The 18411-nt window shown below is 29.3% G+C and carries 20 protein-coding genes; 6 read left to right on the top strand and 14 right to left on the bottom strand.

Translation table 11 applies throughout. From position 1 onward, the window contains the following. Positions 1–13: 13 nt before the first annotated feature. Genes dprA through CHL78_RS04440 form a run of 3 tightly spaced genes read right to left on the bottom strand, consistent with a single transcriptional unit; the run spans position 14 to position 3022 of the window. Positions 14–1114, bottom strand: coding sequence for a DNA-processing protein DprA (gene dprA / locus CHL78_RS04450; protein ID WP_094366607.1), 1101 nt, complete (start codon positions 1112–1114; stop codon positions 14–16). Between the two features lie 9 nt (positions 1115–1123). After that, positions 1124–2665, bottom strand: coding sequence for a YifB family Mg chelatase-like AAA ATPase (locus CHL78_RS04445; protein WP_094366606.1), 1542 nt, complete (start codon positions 2663–2665; stop codon positions 1124–1126). Between the two features lie 12 nt (positions 2666–2677). Continuing rightward, on the bottom strand, positions 2678–3022 hold the full coding sequence (locus CHL78_RS04440) for a YraN family protein (protein ID WP_094366605.1): 345 nt from the start codon (positions 3020–3022) through the stop codon (positions 2678–2680). A 129-nt stretch (positions 3023–3151) separates the two neighbouring features. On the opposite strand from CHL78_RS04440, the gene CHL78_RS04435 reads away from it, so the two are divergent. The 6 genes from CHL78_RS04435 (at position 3152) to CHL78_RS04410 (ending at position 9546) form a co-directional block, all read left to right on the top strand. Further along, positions 3152–4447, top strand: a complete 1296-nt coding sequence (locus CHL78_RS04435) for a CapA family protein (RefSeq protein ID WP_243446368.1) — start codon at positions 3152–3154, stop codon at positions 4445–4447. An 81-nt stretch (positions 4448–4528) separates the two neighbouring features. Next, positions 4529–5695: a sensor histidine kinase gene (locus CHL78_RS04430; RefSeq protein WP_094366604.1), complete on the top strand. Its 1167-nt coding sequence runs from the start codon at positions 4529–4531 to the stop codon at positions 5693–5695. Then, complete coding sequence (locus CHL78_RS04425) at positions 5682–6326, top strand: response regulator transcription factor (RefSeq protein ID WP_094366603.1); 645 nt, start codon at positions 5682–5684, stop codon at positions 6324–6326. The genes CHL78_RS04430 and CHL78_RS04425 overlap by 14 nt, the downstream gene beginning before the upstream one ends. A gap of 114 nt (positions 6327–6440) precedes the next feature. After that, the gene (locus tag CHL78_RS04420) at positions 6441–7379 is read left to right on the top strand and encodes an ABC transporter ATP-binding protein (protein ID WP_094366602.1); all 939 of its coding nucleotides are present in this window, start codon (positions 6441–6443) and stop codon (positions 7377–7379) included. Positions 7380–7390: 11 nt separating this feature from the next. Then, positions 7391–8479 carry an ABC transporter permease gene (locus tag CHL78_RS04415; protein ID WP_094366601.1) on the top strand — a complete coding sequence of 363 codons (1089 nt, stop codon included), beginning with the start codon at positions 7391–7393 and terminating at the stop codon, positions 8477–8479. Continuing rightward, positions 8479–9546 carry an ABC transporter permease gene (locus CHL78_RS04410; protein ID WP_243446367.1) on the top strand — a complete coding sequence of 356 codons (1068 nt, stop codon included), beginning with the start codon at positions 8479–8481 and terminating at the stop codon, positions 9544–9546. The genes CHL78_RS04415 and CHL78_RS04410 overlap by 1 nt, the downstream gene beginning before the upstream one ends. Before the next feature lie 56 nt (positions 9547–9602). On the opposite strand, the gene aroQ is transcribed toward CHL78_RS04410, so the two are convergent. The 11 genes from aroQ to rpsP form a co-directional block, all read right to left on the bottom strand. Then, positions 9603–10046, bottom strand: a complete 444-nt coding sequence (gene aroQ / locus CHL78_RS04405; protein WP_094366600.1) for a type II 3-dehydroquinate dehydratase — start codon at positions 10044–10046, stop codon at positions 9603–9605. A 29-nt stretch (positions 10047–10075) separates the two neighbouring features. After that, positions 10076–10894, bottom strand: coding sequence for a 3-deoxy-7-phosphoheptulonate synthase (gene aroF / locus CHL78_RS04400; RefSeq protein ID WP_330408577.1), 819 nt, complete (start codon positions 10892–10894; stop codon positions 10076–10078). A gap of 215 nt (positions 10895–11109) precedes the next feature. Beyond that, complete coding sequence (locus tag CHL78_RS04395) at positions 11110–12123, bottom strand: alpha-hydroxy-acid oxidizing protein (RefSeq protein ID WP_094366599.1); 1014 nt, start codon at positions 12121–12123, stop codon at positions 11110–11112. 102 nt (positions 12124–12225) lie between these two features. Beyond that, a complete protein-coding gene (locus tag CHL78_RS04390) occupies positions 12226–12993 on the bottom strand; it encodes a ribonuclease HII (RefSeq protein WP_094366598.1) in 768 nt (255 codons plus the stop codon). A 151-nt stretch (positions 12994–13144) separates the two neighbouring features. After that, entirely contained in the window at positions 13145–14446 is a 1302-nt protein-coding gene (gene brnQ / locus CHL78_RS04385; RefSeq protein ID WP_094366597.1) for a branched-chain amino acid transport system II carrier protein, read from the bottom strand. A 305-nt stretch (positions 14447–14751) separates the two neighbouring features. Continuing rightward, positions 14752–15648 carry a ribosome biogenesis GTPase YlqF gene (gene ylqF, locus CHL78_RS04380; protein WP_094366829.1) on the bottom strand — a complete coding sequence of 299 codons (897 nt, stop codon included), beginning with the start codon at positions 15646–15648 and terminating at the stop codon, positions 14752–14754. Between the two features lie 300 nt (positions 15649–15948). Beyond that, positions 15949–16302 (bottom strand): 50S ribosomal protein L19, encoded by a 354-nt coding sequence (gene rplS, locus CHL78_RS04375; protein WP_094366596.1) that lies wholly within the window; start codon positions 16300–16302, stop codon positions 15949–15951. A gap of 107 nt (positions 16303–16409) precedes the next feature. After that, positions 16410–17102, bottom strand: coding sequence for a tRNA (guanosine(37)-N1)-methyltransferase TrmD (trmD, locus tag CHL78_RS04370; RefSeq protein WP_094366595.1), 693 nt, complete (start codon positions 17100–17102; stop codon positions 16410–16412). Positions 17103–17110: 8 nt separating this feature from the next. Continuing rightward, complete coding sequence (gene rimM / locus CHL78_RS04365; RefSeq protein ID WP_094366594.1) at positions 17111–17626, bottom strand: ribosome maturation factor RimM; 516 nt, start codon at positions 17624–17626, stop codon at positions 17111–17113. Between the two features lie 187 nt (positions 17627–17813). Beyond that, a complete protein-coding gene (locus tag CHL78_RS04360) occupies positions 17814–18041 on the bottom strand; it encodes a KH domain-containing protein (protein ID WP_094366593.1) in 228 nt (75 codons plus the stop codon). 71 nt (positions 18042–18112) lie between these two features. Then, positions 18113–18382: a 30S ribosomal protein S16 gene (rpsP, locus tag CHL78_RS04355; RefSeq protein ID WP_094366592.1), complete on the bottom strand. Its 270-nt coding sequence runs from the start codon at positions 18380–18382 to the stop codon at positions 18113–18115. Positions 18383–18411 lie beyond the last annotated feature (29 nt).

Here is an 18411-nt window from a genome sequence, read left to right as displayed (position 1 = left end):
CTACTTATGTTATTTATACATTTAAACTGTATGTTTTATTATTTAATTCTAAAACTATATCATTTAATGTTAGTTCTCCTAATATGGCATTTACTGACTTTATTCCCAGTCCAGTGTAATCACAGATACTATCTATATTAACACAACCCTCGTGTTTTATTGCTTCTATTATTTTGATAGTTTGTGCATTTAATTCTATATTATCATAGTTTTTACCAATTTCTTCACTATTAATACTAATTATATTATATTCATTTAAAATATCTTCCGTATTTTCTATTAGTTTTGCCCCTTCTTTTATAATTTTATGACAACCTCTGCTCATCTCTGAATTTATATTTCCAGGAACCGCGAAAACGTTTTTGCCTTGTTCCAAAGCAAATTCTACTGTAATAAGAGCTCCACTTTTACTTGCAGCTTCTACAACAATCACTCCATCGCTTATTCCACTTATAATTCTATTTCTACTTGGGAAGTTTGAAGGAATCACTACTGAATTAATATTATACTCTGATAATATTAATCCTCCATTATCTAGAATTTTATTTGATAGATTTACATTTTTTCTTGGTAAGGGATTATCTACGGAAGATCCGAATACTGCTATAGTCTTTGAGTTCCCAAGCATACATCCTTCATGAGAATATGAGTCAATACCAATAGCTAAACCACTTATTATATTAACACCTTCATTTGATAATTGTTTACTTATAGTTTTAGCTGAGTTTATTCCATATGCTGTAGGCTTTCTAGATCCTACCATAGCTATCTTCAAATCACTACTCGCAATACTTAAATTCCCTTTGTAAAATAATAACTTTGGAGCATTATGTATGTACTTTAAATTAGAAGGATAGTCTTTGTCTGCAATGGATACATACTTCACATCTTTTTTGTATAGTTCTTCTTTTATATTGTCTAAATAAGAATGACTTTTATATTTTACTATATTTTCCTTAATATTTAAATTTATATTTTCCAAATTATATATTTCCTTATCAGAAATGTCAAATAGATTTTCAATATCACCTATGTTTTTTGCTATATTTTCAATGACTCTATTAGTCATTCCAGTCATTGATTTCAACCACAAATATATATCTTTACTTTCCATAATTCACCTCTATTTAAAGTAAGTATAATAAGCTTTTCTAAAGGAAAAAGCTTCTATAATATGCTTTGACTCTACTTCCTTACACATATCTAAATCAGCAATGGTTCTCGAAAGTTTTAGTAGCTTACTATAACTTCTATTGCTTAATTTATATTTATCGAAAATTAATTTTGTTTTTTTTAGTGCATCTTCATTCAAATCGCAAAACTTAAGTAATTTAGAAGAATTTATTTCATTATTAGTGCCTATACTATCACTTTTAAATCTATTGTTTTGCATATCTCTTGCTTTTTCTACTCTTAATTTTATATTTTCAGAAGACTCACTACTTTGCTGTTGATGGATATCATCATATGACACTGAATTTACTTCAACAAATATATCAAACCTGTCTAAAAGTGGACCTGAGATTTTATTTATATATCTATTAATCTCAAAGCTTCTACATTTGCATTCATTGTCAGACATATAATACCCGCAAGGACATGGATTCATTGCTCCAACTAAGAGTATATTACATGGGTATTTTAGATTGTGTTTTACTCTAGATATGTTTATATGATTGTCTTCAATCGGCTGCCTTAAGGTCTCTAATATTCTCCTATCAAATTCTGCAATCTCGTCTAAAAATAAAACTCCTCTATGAGCTAAGACAACTTCTCCTGGCCTTGCATCATATCCTCCACCAATTAAGGCTTGCCTTGTAGATGTATGATGAGGAGATCTAAATGGCCTTTTATTAATTATCCCTATATTTTCATCAATCAGTCCTGATACGCTATATATTTTACTTACCTCTATCATCTCATCCTTTTGTATATCAGGTAATATGGTCCTAATTCTTTTTGCAATCATTGTTTTACCAGAGCCCGGAGGTCCAATCATTAAGAGATTATGATTTCCTGCTGCGGCTATTTCTGCAGCTCTTTTTACAAAATAATTACCTCTCACATCTTCAAAATCTTCTTCATAGTCACTGTCTTTATTTTTATCAGTAATATACTTTCTATTTTCAATCCTTTCTTCTATATTTATAGTCAAACTATCATTTAAAAAGCCTATACATTCCTCTAAGCTTTGTATTGGTATTATATCTATACCATCTATAAAGGAACTTTCCAATACATTATCTAATGGAACAAATATCCTTTTGATTCCAGCATCTTTCGCTCCTATTATTATAGGTAGTATACCTCTTACCTTTCTTATCTTTCCATCGAGGGATAGTTCTCCCACAAACATAGATTCATTAATATAATTTTCATCTTTTTTTAAATGTTGCCTTAGTATACCTATGGATATAGGCAAGTCAAAAAATGAACCTTCTTTTTTCATATCTGCAGGTGATAGATTGACCACAATTCTTGAATTAGGAAACTTATATCCACTATTTAATATTGCAGATTTGACCCTTTCTCTAGCCTCTTTAATCTCAGTACTTGCAAGTCCTACAATATTAAAACTTGGTATTCCATTAGTTATATCTATCTCTACCTTTACTAAAAAAGATTCTATACCTATTAGATTACTTGAATTAATTATACTTAGCATACTTACTCCTTTTTAAAAAGCATTAACAATATGATTAACTTTATTTTCTTTAAAGTAAACTTCTACAACATCAAATCTCATGGGAATATTATATAAATTATGTTTAAGTATATAATGTTTTGCTGTATTGGTTATCTTTTTAATTTTATTATAGTTTATGGATTCACTTGGATAGCCGTATTTTAAGTTACTTCTTGATTTGACTTCTACGAATACTAGCTCATTGTCTAGCTTAACTATTAAATCTATTTCTCCAGTCCTTATTCTATAGTTATTCTCTAGTACTAATGCTCCTTTAGATAATAAATATTGATATGCTATACGCTCTCCTATATTACCTTTTTCTTTATTATTCATTTTAATCTCCTAATTAAAAGTTTCTTTTGTAATTATTGTCATACAAATATCTTAGTATACATTTTTTACCATTTATAATTGAATTTTTTATTTTTTATAGTTACTATTACCTTATAAGGGGGAGATTTTTTGTCTAGATCGTCAAGAAATAATCGAAGAAAAAAAAATATTAAACTGAATTATCAAAGACTTTCTATTTTAGTCATATTAATATTAATTGTCATCATGGGCTCAATGCTAGGGGCAAAAGCATTATTTGAAAATATAAAAGGTAGTAATGTATCTAAAAATCAAGAAGCATTAGAATCTACTTCACTTGTAGATAAGGCTCCAAATGAATTAATATTATCAGCTACTGGAGACGTGATGGCTCACAAACCTCAACTTAATGCTCAGTACGATGCCTCTACTGATTCTTATTCATTTGATAATAATTATGTTCACATAAAAAAGTATATAGAAAGTTCAGATTTGGCTATTGCAAATTTAGAGACAACCTTAGCTGGAAAAGATAAAGGTTATGATTCCTATCCTACTTTTAATACACCTGATTCTATAGCAAAAGCTCTAAAGAATGCAGGCTTTGATCTTTTATCAACAATTAACAACCATTCCCTTGATAAAGGAGACCTTGGTGTAAATAGGACATTAGAAGTATTAAAAGAACTTAAACTTGATACTATAGGAACATATACTAATGATTCTAGTGACAATTACATAATAAAAGATATAAATGATATAAAACTTGGTATTACAGCATTTTCTTATGGTGAAATAAAAAATGATACTAAATATTTAAATGGTATACAAGCATCTAATGAAACAAAAAACAGACTTAGTGTATTTGATATGACTAATGTTGAAAATGCATTTAACACTATAATGTCAGCTGTTAATAATATTAAAAACACCGATATGCAAATAGTAATTATTCACTGGGGAAATGAATATCAGCGTACTCCTAGTGAGTTTCAAACGACTTTGGCCCAAAAACTATGTAATGCTGGAGTAGATATTATTATTGGATCACATCCTCATGTTGTTCAACCTGTGGAGATGATTACATCCTCTGATAATTCCAATGAAACTTTGGTTATTTATTCTCTAGGAAATTTCATATCAAATCAAAGGCGTGAATATTCAGGGTCATCTTTTACTGAAGATGGTCTACTAGTTAATATTAATATAACTAAAAATCCTAAGGATAAAGAGGCTACTATAAAAGAAGTATCGTGTATCCCGACGTGGGTAAATAAATACACATCACCTAAGTCAACTTATGAGATAATTCCTCTAGCTGATAAGAATGATCTAAAAAATATAGACAATGTTTCTATTGAGACATTAAAAAACTCTTTCAATAATACTACGTCTTTAATTAAGACATCTGATATAATAAAATACCCTGACAAAGTATTTGAATAACTTAATAATATAAAATTATAGCTTATTCTATTTAGAATAAGCTATAATTTTATATATCACAGATTTATATAGGAGGACATTATGAGCAAGCGTACTCTGCTTATTTATATTAGATATTTATCTTTATTTATGGTTATATTAAATATCTTTAGCAATAATAATGAAATTTCATTTTTACCAATAATATTGATTATGTCTATGATAATAAACAACCAAGTTAGATTTTTCAACTTCAAAAATAATAGCATACTAAGCTGTATTTCTATTGCTATTGAGATTATCATAGTTAGCTTTTTACAATCTTCAATAAATTCAGTTGGAGATATTTTTTACTTTATTCCTTCAGTGCTAGATGTATGTTTCTTTAAAAATTCTCTGCTTAAATATATTTTATTATCTATTATAGCCTTATGCTCATTTGTAATAAACTTATCAGCATCATTTGGTAGCGCTACTGGATCATGCGTAATATTGATTATTATATCAGTTCTATGTATTTACATATACAATGAAAGCCTTAATAAGGTAAATATTCAAAATCTTTATGATAAACTTAGAATATCAGAGGATAATTTAAAAAAATCAAATTCAGATTTAGAAATATATGCAAGCTCAGTTCAGGAGCTAGCTATTTTAAAAGAAAGAAATAGAATTTCTAGAGAAATACACGATAGTGTTGGACATGCTCTTTCTACTACAATCATTCAACTTGGTGCATTGGAAAAACTACTAACCAATAATAAAGATTTGTTTGAACTAGTAAAAGAGTTAAGACTGTTTGTAAATAAAAGTTTGCAAGATGTAAGAAGAGCTGTTACTGATTTAAAGCCTATAGAGTATGAAATTTATCAAAATCTATTTAAAATCGAAGAACTTACAAATAACTTTACAAAACTTACTAATATTGATGTTAAGCTTACAATTTCTAAAAATACTTGGGATCTTTCTAGTGTTCAATATACATCCTTATATAGAATAGTGCAGGAATCTCTATCCAATTCTTCAAAACATGGAAAATCAAGTAAGATAAACATCTTTATTACATTTAATACTCGTGACCTAGTTGTAACTATAAGCGATAATGGCATTGGCTGTAAAAACATCGTAAAGGGAAATGGAATTAACAGTATTTGTGAACGTATTAATGAACTTAATGGTACTGTAGAATTTGACAATTCTAGTAATGGATTTAGTATCAGGGCTTCTTTCCCTAAACATACAGGAGGTGATTTCATTGAAAAAAATTAAAGTATTAATTGTAGATGATGAAAAGCTTATAAGGCAAGGGCTTAAAATAATCCTTTCATCTTATGATGACTTAGATATATTAGGAGATGTATCTAATGGATATGAAGCTTTGGAGTTTTGCAGAAGCAATAGTGTTGATTTGGTTCTTATGGATATTCGAATGGTTCTATGTGATGGTGTCTTAGGTACTCGTCTAATTAAAGAGTATGACGACTCTATATCTGTATTGATATTAACTACCTTCAATGATCAAGAATATATAAAAGATGCAATGAACTTCGGTGCCTCGGGCTATCTTTTGAAGGATAGCTCCGATGAAGTCTTATACGAAGGTATACGATCTTCATACTATGGTAATATCGTTTTAGATAAAAACGTAGCTAGCACAATAATGTCATCTTCACGAAATACTACTAGTAAATCTGAAATAGATAAATACAATTTAAGTGAAAAAGAAATATCTATAATAAAACTTGTTGCAAATGGACTTACTAATAAGGAAATTAGCCAAGAGTTATTTTTATCAGAAGGTACAATTAAAAATAATATTACTTCTATTCTAGGTAAACTCAACCTTAGAGACAGAACTCAAATTGCCATATTTGCATTTAAAAATAATATTGTAAAATAAATAGTGACTTAGGTCACTATTTTTAATGACTTCAGGTAATGGATTAATGTATCCTAATTTCTTATTATAATAATATAGAAAATTTACTATTAAAATATATTTGGGAGGTTGGCAATGAGTATAGTAAAAGTTAACAATATATCTAAAAGGTTTAAAGATAAATTAGTCTTAGATAATATCAATTTTTCAGTTAATGAAGGGGAAATATTTGGTCTTATTGGGCCTAATGGTGCTGGTAAGTCTACATTAATAAATATTATGACAAACCTAATACTTACTAATAATGGCAGTGTTGAAATTAATGGGTTTGATGTAGTATCAAATCCTGTCGATGCAAAATCTTGTATTGGATTAGTTCCACAAGAACTTGCAGTAATAGAACACATTACACCTTATGATAACTTAGAATACTTTGGCGCACTTTATGGATTAAAGGGTAAACTATTAAAATCAAGAATTAACGAAGCCTTAGAGATCTCAGGACTTGAAGATGTAAAAAAGAAAAAAGTAAAGAAACTTTCTGGTGGTATGAAAAGAAGACTTAATATAGCAATTGCTATATTAAACCATCCAAAACTTTTAATATTAGATGAACCTACAGTAGGGGTTGACCCTCAATCTAGGAACCATATTTTTAACTTTATAAAGAAAATTTCTATCGAGCAAAATACTACTGTAATATACACTTCTCATTATATGGAAGAAGTAGAACATCTTTGTTCAAGAATATTTATTATAGATGAAGGAAAAGAGATAGCCTTTGGTGATAAGGATTATTTAAAGTCCTTAGTATATACCAATACAAAGCTAGTTTTTGAAATTAAAAATAGCTCAGCTGAGTTAGTATTTAGCATGAAAAATCTTCCTGGCGTATTATCAGTTAGCGAGGATTCAAGCTGCATTATATCACTAATTATTGACAAAAGTTTTAATCTATCTGATGCGCTAATTTCTGTAGAAAATAACAAAGCAAAGATAACAAAAATATTTTATGAAGAACCTAGCCTTGAAGATGTATTCTTAAATCTTACAGGTAAAAATCTAAGAGATTAAGGAGGTATACTATGAGACTATTTGCAACTATCAAAATGCTTTTTAAAAGTATAAAAAATACTTTTCTCTTGAATATAGTTTATTTTATAGCGTTACCTCTTGGTCTTGCATGGTTTATGGGACTTGTACTAGATAGTGAATTTAATAATCCAATAGAAACAGAAACAACACCTATTGTCATAACAAATAATGATAACTCCGCAATGTCTAATAATTTATCTGAATTTTTGAAAGAAGACTTAAGTTCCATAGTATCTATTGTAGACAATGAAAAAGATGCTGACATAGAAATAATTATTCCTAATGATTATGAAAAAAATCTACTTTCTAGTCAAGCTTGCAGTATAGACATAAAAGAGCTTAACACAAAAAGTGGTATAATTAATATCTTACAAAATATTTTAGATGATTATCATGAGAATGTATATTTAAATAGTATAGCTTCCTCCACTGAAGTTAATGAAATATTTAATAAATACTCACTTAAAACATCTTATCTTGAAGCTAACAACACTCCAGATTCTTATGAATACTTTGCAACATCATTCATAGTATTTTTAGTGCTAATGTTTATAATGAATAATACTGCTGGTTCTTACTTAGGCGAATCTAATGGTTTAAACAAGAGAACTTTCTCTCTGCCAATCAGTAGATTAAGTGCTTTATGCTACGATTGTATTGGATCATCTATATATTCATTTTTATTTTTAATGCTATATGTTATCGTATATAGACTTTTAAATATATCCTTTGATGGTAATTTTATTATTTTAACAACATTATGCTTAGTTAGCTCTTTACTTATATCTAGTTGTAGTAGTTTTATATCTACATTCTTTTCTAAAAAAATAGGTTCTACAGTTTTTTATATAATAATGATACTTCAAATGATTTTTGGAGGTATGTTTATACCTATAGATATGACAAGTAAGTGGATTAAGATATCACCTTTTTATTTAGTAAATGATATGTTTAGTAGCTTTAACGAATATAATAACTGGGAATCTATAGCTACTTCATCTTTAATATGTGTAATTTTGTCATTGATACTATTTGTTGCATCTGCTATTAAAGAAAAATATAGTTGGAGGGAATTTTAATGAATATAATTAAATTAACTTTTGCAAATATAAAGAGGTATATAAAATCTCCTTCAATATTGCTTCCTATTGTTTTGGTGCCTATTGTTATGATTCTATCAGTTAATCTTGTGACAAGTAAGTCAGATAAATCTGTATACTATTCGAAAATTGCAATTGTACTAAATAAAAGCGGTGAGTATGAAAAAAAATTAATATCCAAACTTGATATAAATGATAATATATTTAACTTAGAAGAAAAAGATAAGGCTATAAATTTACTAAAAAGCAATGAGATTTCAGCTGTATTTGTATTAAACAATGATTTTTCCAAAGATATTTCTAACCTAAAAAAGCCTGTTATTGATTGTATAAAGGTAAGTGAAGGCGGAGGAAGTCTTTGGGCTGAGTCTACTATAGAAGCATTCATAAATGACTCTATAAAGTATAAATTAGATCCAAATATTGATTCTAGTTTGATTACTTCAAAGATAATTCCTAAAGAATCTGATTTGGCTGGTGGTTCAGTAGTATCCGTTTTCTTGATATGCTATATGATGTATATCAATGCATCAATGTTATGTAAAGACTTATTAGATCTTAGAACCTCAAATGTACTTAAAAGAATGCTTTCTACTAAAAATACAGACCTTGATATTATGTTTAGCTTATTCTTAAGTATATTTTTATTACAATCAGCTATATACATGTTTGTAATATTAGTTACAAGCTTATTTGTACATTCTTATATAAGCCTTACTATGGTACTTCTTATATTAGCAAATAGTTTTGTATCGACTGGATTTATAATGCTAATAACCAGAGTATGTAAAGATGAAGGTTCTATAAGCATAGTTTCTATGTTTTATGCTGTAATAGGATTAGGATTATCTTTTTCTAGCTTGATACCATCACTAGATGTTAATGTTCCATTTTTAGTTAATCTTTCTAAACTTACTCCTTTTTATTGGGTCTTTGATGCAATGAAACATGACATTAACTTTATGAACTTCTCTATATTAATATTAATAGGATTAGTATTTGTAACTGCTGGTAGCTTTAGACTTAGAGATTTTATAAAAAATTAATGCTAAGCTTCTAATAATAAAAAAGCTAAATGATAGGTCTCTAATCAACCTACCATTTAGCTTTTATTTTGCACTTTATTCTCTAATGCATATATTGCCATTATATATCCAAATTCACCAAATCCGCAAAGCTGACCTATGCATGCAGGTGCAGTTACTGATTTATGCCTAAATTCTTCCCTAGCATGTACATTTGATATATGCACTTCTACAGTAGGTATATCTGCTCCCTTTATTGCATCATGTATAGCATAGCTGTAATGTGTATATGCTCCTGGATTTATAATTATCCCATCATAACTTTCAAAATATGCTCTTTGTATAAAATTTATAATTTCACCTTCTATATTACTTTGAAGAAGAGTCATCTCATGATTTCTTTTTTTTCCTTCACCCTTAATATAATCACATACATCTTTAAAATCTCTAGTTCCATATATTCCTTTTTCCCTAATCCCAAGCATATTAAGATTAGGTCCATTTATAACCATTAACTTCATATAGGTTTACCTCCAAAATATTTAAGGTATTATATATCTCTTCCTACAGCATTTGCAACTTTTCTTAAGTCATCTACTAATTGTCCAAATCTTTTAGGCTTAATTGACTGATCACCATCACAAAGGGCTTCCTCAGGGTTATTATGCACCTCTATTATTAATCCATCAGCTCCCACAGCTATTGCAGCCTTAGATAAAGACTCTACCATCCACCACTTTCCTGCAGCATGACTCGGGTCAACTATTACAGGTAAATGAGTTAGTTCTTTTGCAGCTAATACTGCACTTAAATCTAGAGTATTTCTAGTATAAGTTTCAAATGTTCTTATACCTCTTTCACAAAGAATAACATTTTCGTTTCCACCAGCCATAATATGTTCTGCAGACATTATCCACTCTTCTATAGTTGCAGATAGTCCTCTTTTTAAAAGTATTGGCTTTGTAGTTTTTCCTAACTCTTTAAGTAAATCAAAGTTTTGCATGTTTCTTGCACCGATTTGTATAACGTCTACATCTCTTTCAAATACTTCAATATCATATGGAGACATAAGTTCTGTAACTATAGGAAGACCAGTCTTTTCCTTAGCTCTTTTTAACAATTCTAGTCCCTCATATTTTAATCCTTGAAATGCATAAGGTGAAGTTCTAGGCTTAAATGCACCGCCTCTTAAAAATCCTGCACCTAAATGCTTAACCTCTTCTGCTATTGAAGTAATTTGTTCTTCTGTTTCTACTGAACAAGGCCCCGCAATAATTGCTATCTCTTTGCTACCTATTTTTTTACCATTAACATCTATAATAGTTGGCTCTGGATGAAATATTTTACCAGCCTTATTTATTCCTTTCATAGTCTACCTCCATCAAAACACAATTTTGAGGTTTTCTCTAAAATTGTTTTTATATATTTTAATTAAGTAATTGTCAGTTTACAATCTTTATTTCATTATTATATCCTATATTTACAATAACAGCTAGTACAACAACTATATCTATTATTATACTCTCAAAGTAAAAGCCCTAATCAATAATATATTGACCAGAGCTTTTAAAATTATCGTCTATACTAAAATATTACTTTTTCATTTATATCATTAATAGTTTGACATCCTGTTAATATCATTGTTGCGCTTAATTCACTTTTAAGCTTTTCTACATAAGTAATCACTCCGTCAGTAGCTCCACCAAAAGAAGCTGTAACAAAAGGTCTACCTATTAACACTGCATCTGCTCCAAGACCTATCATCTTAACTACATCTACTCCAGTTCTTATTCCACCATCTGCAAGTATTGTAATTTTACCTTTAACAGCTTGTACTATTTTAGGTAGTACTTCTGCTGATCCTGGTGTACAATCAAGTACTCTTCCACCATGATTAGATACGACTATAGCATCCACACCAGCTTCTACAGCCATAAGTGCATCTTCTACTGTCATTATACCTTTTAATATAAATGGAAGCTTTGTAGATGCCTTTAATTCCTTTATTTTATCGATAGTTTTAGCTTCTACAGTTTTACCATGCATAGATAATGTAACTAATCCACATGCATCTACATCTACACCCACAGCAAATGCTCCTGCTTCTTCAGCTAACTTAATCTTCTTTATTATATCTTCATTTTCCCATGGCTTTATAAATACAATTCCATCACCATTGTTTTCTTTAAGTACATCTAGGTTTTCTATTAAGAAAGCATCTATTGCTGTATCTCCTACCATTGCGTATATACCTGAGTTTATACATCCCTTTACTACTGGTTCTATGTACTCTCTTTCTGTTATCTTTCCACCCATATTTAAAGTAGTCCCTGTTACAGGAGCTGCAAATATTGGAGCTTCCATTTTTCTACCAAATAATTCTATCGATGTATCAGGATTATTAACATTATGAGTTACTCTCATATTTAACTTTATTTTTTCTAAACTCTTAAAGTTTTCTATAAAGGAAGACCCACTTCCCTTACCACCCATACCCGGTACTTCTCCTGCACAAGCTATACCATTACACGCTTTACATACCTTACAACTTCCATTTAAGTTAGCCCTAGCATTTTTTAGCATTTCTTTATAATCCATATTCAACCCCCATAATTTTATAAGATACAGGTGTACAGTACGTTCCTGTAAGCTATTATTTTATGTAATCACACATCTTATTATTACTTTCGTCAATATATATTATAACACATTCTTTAAGAAACTTTTTCTATGTATCGGGGTAATTCCATGTTTCTCAATTGCCTCATAATGCTCCTTAGTTCCATACCCTTTATGAGATTTAAATCCATATTCAGGGTACATTTCATCGTACTGATACATGATACTATCTCTTGTAACTTTTGCTAATATACTAGCAGCAGCTATTGATATAGATTTTGAATCTCCCTTTACTAATGGTTTTTGGTCTATATCTATACCTGGTATTGTAGCAGCATCAATTAGTAAATAGTCAGGAGTTTTATCTAAGCAATTTACTGCTTTTTTCATTGCCATATATGTAGCGTTTAATATATTAAACTCATCGATTTCTTCATGATTAACTATACCTATACCATAATCTAGCGCTTCTTCTTTTATTATATCAAATAACTCATCTCTCTTAGCTTCACTTAGTTTTTTTGAATCATTTACCCCTTCTATCTTAGTATTCGGTTTAAAAACTACAACACTAGCCACTACAGGACCTGCTAAAGGACCTCTACCAGCCTCATCTATACCACCTATATAAACATAACCTTTACTATATCCTTCATTCTCATATATATTAATCTTTTCTAATCTTTCATCCTCTCTTCTAATATTATCTAGCTTTTTTGCCAACTTTACTGCAATATTTTGAACAGATTTTCTCTCATCATTTCTTAATATATCTATATACTCTAAATATTTATCTGTACTTAAATTATCAACTAATTCTTTTATGTCTTTTACGCTTTTATCTTTCATCTTGTCTCCTCTTTTATCCTTATTTGTATTTACTAATCCTATTTTATTATTATTTTTCTAGTAAATCAATTATATATAACTTATATCATAATTGATTAGCAAAATAAAAATCGTTGATATTAATATATCAACGATTTTATACTTCCTTATTTTAAGCTGTAATATTCTTATCTTGTCTATTAGGTCTTTTTCTTTGAGGTATAAAGCTTCCTATAATACCTGCTATAATTACAGGAACTATCCAGTTAAATCCTAATGGTGCAAATGGTAGTTTTGTAACCATAGGTATGCTTATACCTAAATCATTAACTACTGTTAATATACTGATAAATAAAGCCATATAAGTAGCTGCTTTAAAAGTATTATCATTCTTTATTTTTTCCGTGAATAAAGTCATTATTATTAAAACAATAGTTGCTGGATATATCATGTTTAATATCGGAGCTGAGAATTTGATTATTGTACTTACTCCAAAGTTAGATACTACTGCACTAAATATACAAACTACAGTAACTATTAGTCCATAATTTAGTTTTCCTTTTGTGATTTTTTCAAAATATTGAGCCGTTGCTGATGTAAGACCTATAGCCGTTGTTAAACATGCTAGAGTAACTATCAATGCTAATATAATCTTTCCTGGATATCCAAGTAACGAAGCCGTTATATTAACTATTAAAGACGTCTGAGATACATTTTGATCATATACTCCTGAAACTGTTGCACCAAGATATGCTAGACCTCCATAAACAATACACAAACCTATCCCTGCAATTATACCTGCTTGTAATGTTAGCTTTATCTTTTCATTTGACTTAGTATATCCTTTGTTTGCAAGTGAAGTTATTATTACAGCTGATAAAGCTACTGCCCCCAATGGGTCCATTGTCTGGTATCCTTGTGCTATACCTTCTGCAAATACACCTTCAATCATCGGTGAATTATTTAAATCTCCTAATGGAGTTATTATACCTTTAACTATTAATACCGCAAGTGCTAGTAAAAGTAATGGTGTTAAAAACTGACCTATAATATCTACAACTTTTGATGGCTTTATAGTTAATATAAATGTTAATGCGAAAAATATTAAAGAAAATAATACCGGGCTAAATCCACTAACTAAAGGTGCTACTCCCATTTCAAAAGTTGTTGCCGCTGTCCTAGGTATTGCTAATAGAGGACCTAAACATATCATTATTGCAGAGCCTAATACTATTGCTAGACCGTTACCCGCTCTACCTAATATCTTACTTACTTCTCCTCCACACTTTGCTGCTGCTATTATAGCTAATAAAGCTAAGCCAACATCAGCTAATACAAATCCACCAAATCCAGTCATCCAACTAGATCCTGAGATAACGCCTAAAAATGGTGGAAATATTAAATTCCCTGCTCCAAAGAACATAGCAAATAGAGCAAAACCTACTATTACTACATCTTTATTTTTTTGTATCATATAAAACCCTCCTTATTAAATATTCGTACAGTTTAAATATTCTGATAATTAATTATATAATTTACTTTTTTGATAGTCAATAATATTTAAAATATGCGAAATCTTCAAAATTTTCTTGAATATACTTTTTTATTCGACAATTTTAGCTATAGTATTGCTAATACTATATTTTTTTATAATTTTATTAATATAAAAATTTTCTAATTAATAATATAAATGTCTTGATAATCATATTATTTTCCAATATTTTTCACTTAATACAATAAAAATAGAAACTTGATAAGGTACAAGTTTCTATTTTTTAATTAGTTCTTTATATCTTCTGGTACTTCTAAAGATATTTGTCCTATTTTCCCATCTCTAAATTCATTTAACACAGTAAATGCTATACGAGTATAGTCTAATTCTTTTTTACCTGTTATAAAGCCTCTCTTACGGCCTATCATGTCCATAGTATCTAAACCAGTTTCTCCTAGCTCTTCAAGCTTATATCTAGCTTTTAATTTCTCAGGTTCTATCTCCATAAGTCTTTCTATAAGTCTTAATCCTAAAGTTTCAACATCTAGTATCTCATCCTTTATAGCTCTACTAAATGCTAAGTTTAAAGCAACTTCTTGATCTTCGAATTTAGGCCATAATATACCAGGAGTATCTAGTAGTTCTAAGTTTCCTTTTAATCTAACCCATTGCTTACCTTTAGTTACACCAGGCTTATCTCCTGTAGCAGTACTTTTTCTTCCTGTTAACTTATTTATAATTGATGATTTACCAACATTTGGAATACCAACTATCATTATTCTTATAGGTCTTTCTTTTCTACCTTTTTCTATTAGAGCATCCATCTTACCTTTCGTAACATTTCTGCACTCATCAACTAATTTATTTATTCCCACACCTTTCATAGTGTCAACTGGTATAGCTTTAATTCCAAGATCTTTATAATAGTTTATCCATCTATTTAACTTATTTCTATCCGCTAAGTCACTTTTATTTAATATAACTACTCTTGGCTTACCACCTGCAAGGTTATCTATATCAGGGTTTTTACTACTAAAAGGTATTCTTGCATCTAAAAGTTCTACCACTACGTCTACTAGCTTTAAGTTATTTCTAACTAATTCCCTAGTTTTCTTCATATGCCCTGGATACCAGTTTATATGTAAATTATCATCTACAAGATATTCGTCATAGTCAACTCTCATCTTATCGCCTCTTGCCATACTTATCACTCCTTAATATCTATCTTTATTTTATTAATTTCATCTATAATTTCAACTTTTTCATTATACCACAATATAAATGTGTTTTTATATTAATTATATTTTGCTATTATTATCTAAGTTAAATATATCTTCATATGTTTTATTATTAGATTTCCCTTAACTATGCTTATCTACACTTTATAAATAAATTATTTTTATATATTAGATAATTCATAATTCCTTAGTATATAAAAAAAGAACTGAGAATACTCAGCTCTTTTATTTATAGTAAAGTTTTAATTATCTAGCAACTCTAGCTTCTTTTATCTTAGCAGCTTTACCAACTCTACCTCTTAAGTAAGTTAATTTAGCTCTTCTTACTTTACCTTTTCTAGTTACTTCTATCTTGTCTATTCTTGGAGAGTGAACTGGGAAAGTTCTTTCTACACCAACGTTGAAAGATATTTTTCTAACAGTGAAAGTTTCTTGTATTCCTCCACCTTGTCTCTTTAATACTACACCTTCAAATATTTGAACTCTTTCTCTTTTTCCTTCAACTATTCTAACGTGTACTTTAACAGTATCTCCAGGTCCGAAGTTAGGTACTTCGTTCTTTAATTGTTCTTGTCCTAATGCTCTTACTAATTCATTCATTTTCTAAGTCCTCCTAGTATCATAGACATTCTTAATTACCACATGAGTGTAAGCAGAGGAATGGCCGTTTATTTTTTCAACAGATTAAATTATACTATGTTTTTAAATTATTTACAAGCTTTTTTATATAAATCAGGTCTTCTTTCTTTAGTGATTCTCACTGATTCATCATGTCTCCACTTATCTATATTTTTATGATTTCCAGATAGTAAAACATCTGGAACTTCAAGTTCCATAAATTCTCTTGGTCTTGTATAATGTGGATACTCTAATAAATTATCTTTAAAAGATTCTTCTTCAAAGGACTCATTTTGGCTTAATACACCAGGAATAAGCCTTGATATTGAATCTATTAATATAAGGGCTGGAAGTTCTCCTCCTGTTAATACATAATCTCCTATAGATATTTCATCAGTTACTATTAAATCTATAATCCTTTGATCTACTCCTTCGTAGTGACCACATAAAAGAATTACATCATCTTCTTTAGACATATCTGTAGCTATGGTTTGATTGTGTACCTTACCCTTAGGAGTTAGATAAATAACTCTTGGGTTATTTATATTATATTTATCTACTATGTGCTTATAGGTATCGTATATTGGTTGAGGAGTCATTACCATACCGGCTCCACCTCCAAAAGGATAATCATCTACCTTTTTATGCTTGTTATTTGAAAAATCCCTTATATTATACACACATACTTCTATTATATTTTTCTCTACTGCTCTTTTCATTATACTCTCATTCATATAAGAATGAAATATTTCTGGAAAAAGCGTCATTATATGAAATCTCATACTACCACCTAGTCTAACATTCCCTTAATAGGATCTATTATCATTTTTCTTTCTTTCATATCAATAGTTGGAACAAACTTCATTACAGCAGGTATAAGGTACTCTTGCTCTTCATTTCCTTTTACAACATATACGTCATTAGCAGCATATTGAAGCACTTCTTTTAATGTACCTACACGCTCACCGTTAACTGTAAATACATCTATACCTATCATATCAGATATGAAGTATTCTCCATCTTCTAATTCTCTACTATTCTCTCTAGATACATACATAAACTTATCTCTTAATTTTTCAGCCATTTCAACAGTATCTATATCTTTTATTTTCATTATTACCATGTTGCCCTTGTATCTAACTTTTTCAACAATCCATTGTTTTTCTAAATCTTTTCCTAAGTAAAATGTTTCTAAATCATCAAATCTATTTATATCATCAGTAAGAGAATAAACTCTAACTTCTCCTTTTAATCCCTGAGTATTAACTATCTTTCCGATTTTAAAATGAGTTACTTTTTCCTTCATTGTCTATATCTCACTTTCTATTGTTTTACATAATCAATCTTTTAATTGTAAAATATTATTGCTTAGATTAAAGTCATTTTTATCGACTGCACTGGCGATATTAAATAATTCGCCCACAAATTAGCTTAGACACAGCGAATTTTATCTGTATTATATACAAAAAGGATTAGGTATATACCTAATCCTTTTATAGTATTTCAAGAGAAACCTTAATATTTTCTCTGTTTGCAGCAGATCTTACGACAGTTCTTATAGCTTTAGCTATTCTGCCCTGCTTACCGATAACCTTACCCATGTCGTCTTGAGCAACCTTAAGTTTTAAGACTATTTCATCTTTTTCTTTAGTTTCCTCTACTACTACTTCGTCAGGATTATCAACAAGAGCTTTAGCTATATCCAACACTAACTCTCTCATATTTTTCATCTCCTAAAATAATTAGATAATGACCATTAGCATGTGCTAATGGCCTCATTGTTTAAGAAAAATTACTTTTGCTTAGAAGCTTCGAACTTTTCCATTACTCCGTTGTTAACTAATAAAGTCTTTACAGTATCAGTTGGTTGAGCACCGTTTGATAACCACTTTACAGCTTTCTCATCGTTTATTTTAACTTGCTTTGGTTGAGAAATTGGGTTGTAGTATCCTATTTCTTCTATGAACTTTCCATCTCTTGGAGATCTAGAGTCCGCTACTACTATTCTGTAGAAAGGTTTTTTGTTAGATCCCATTCTTTTTAATCTTATTTTAACTGCCATTACAGTCACCTCCGAAAAATTTTTGTCTT

Source organism: Romboutsia weinsteinii (assembly GCF_002250835.2).
GTDB lineage: Bacteria > Bacillota > Clostridia > Peptostreptococcales > Peptostreptococcaceae > Romboutsia_A > Romboutsia_A weinsteinii.
The sequence above is the reverse complement of the archived record's forward strand: the minus strand, read 5'-3'. Positions and strand labels throughout refer to the sequence as shown.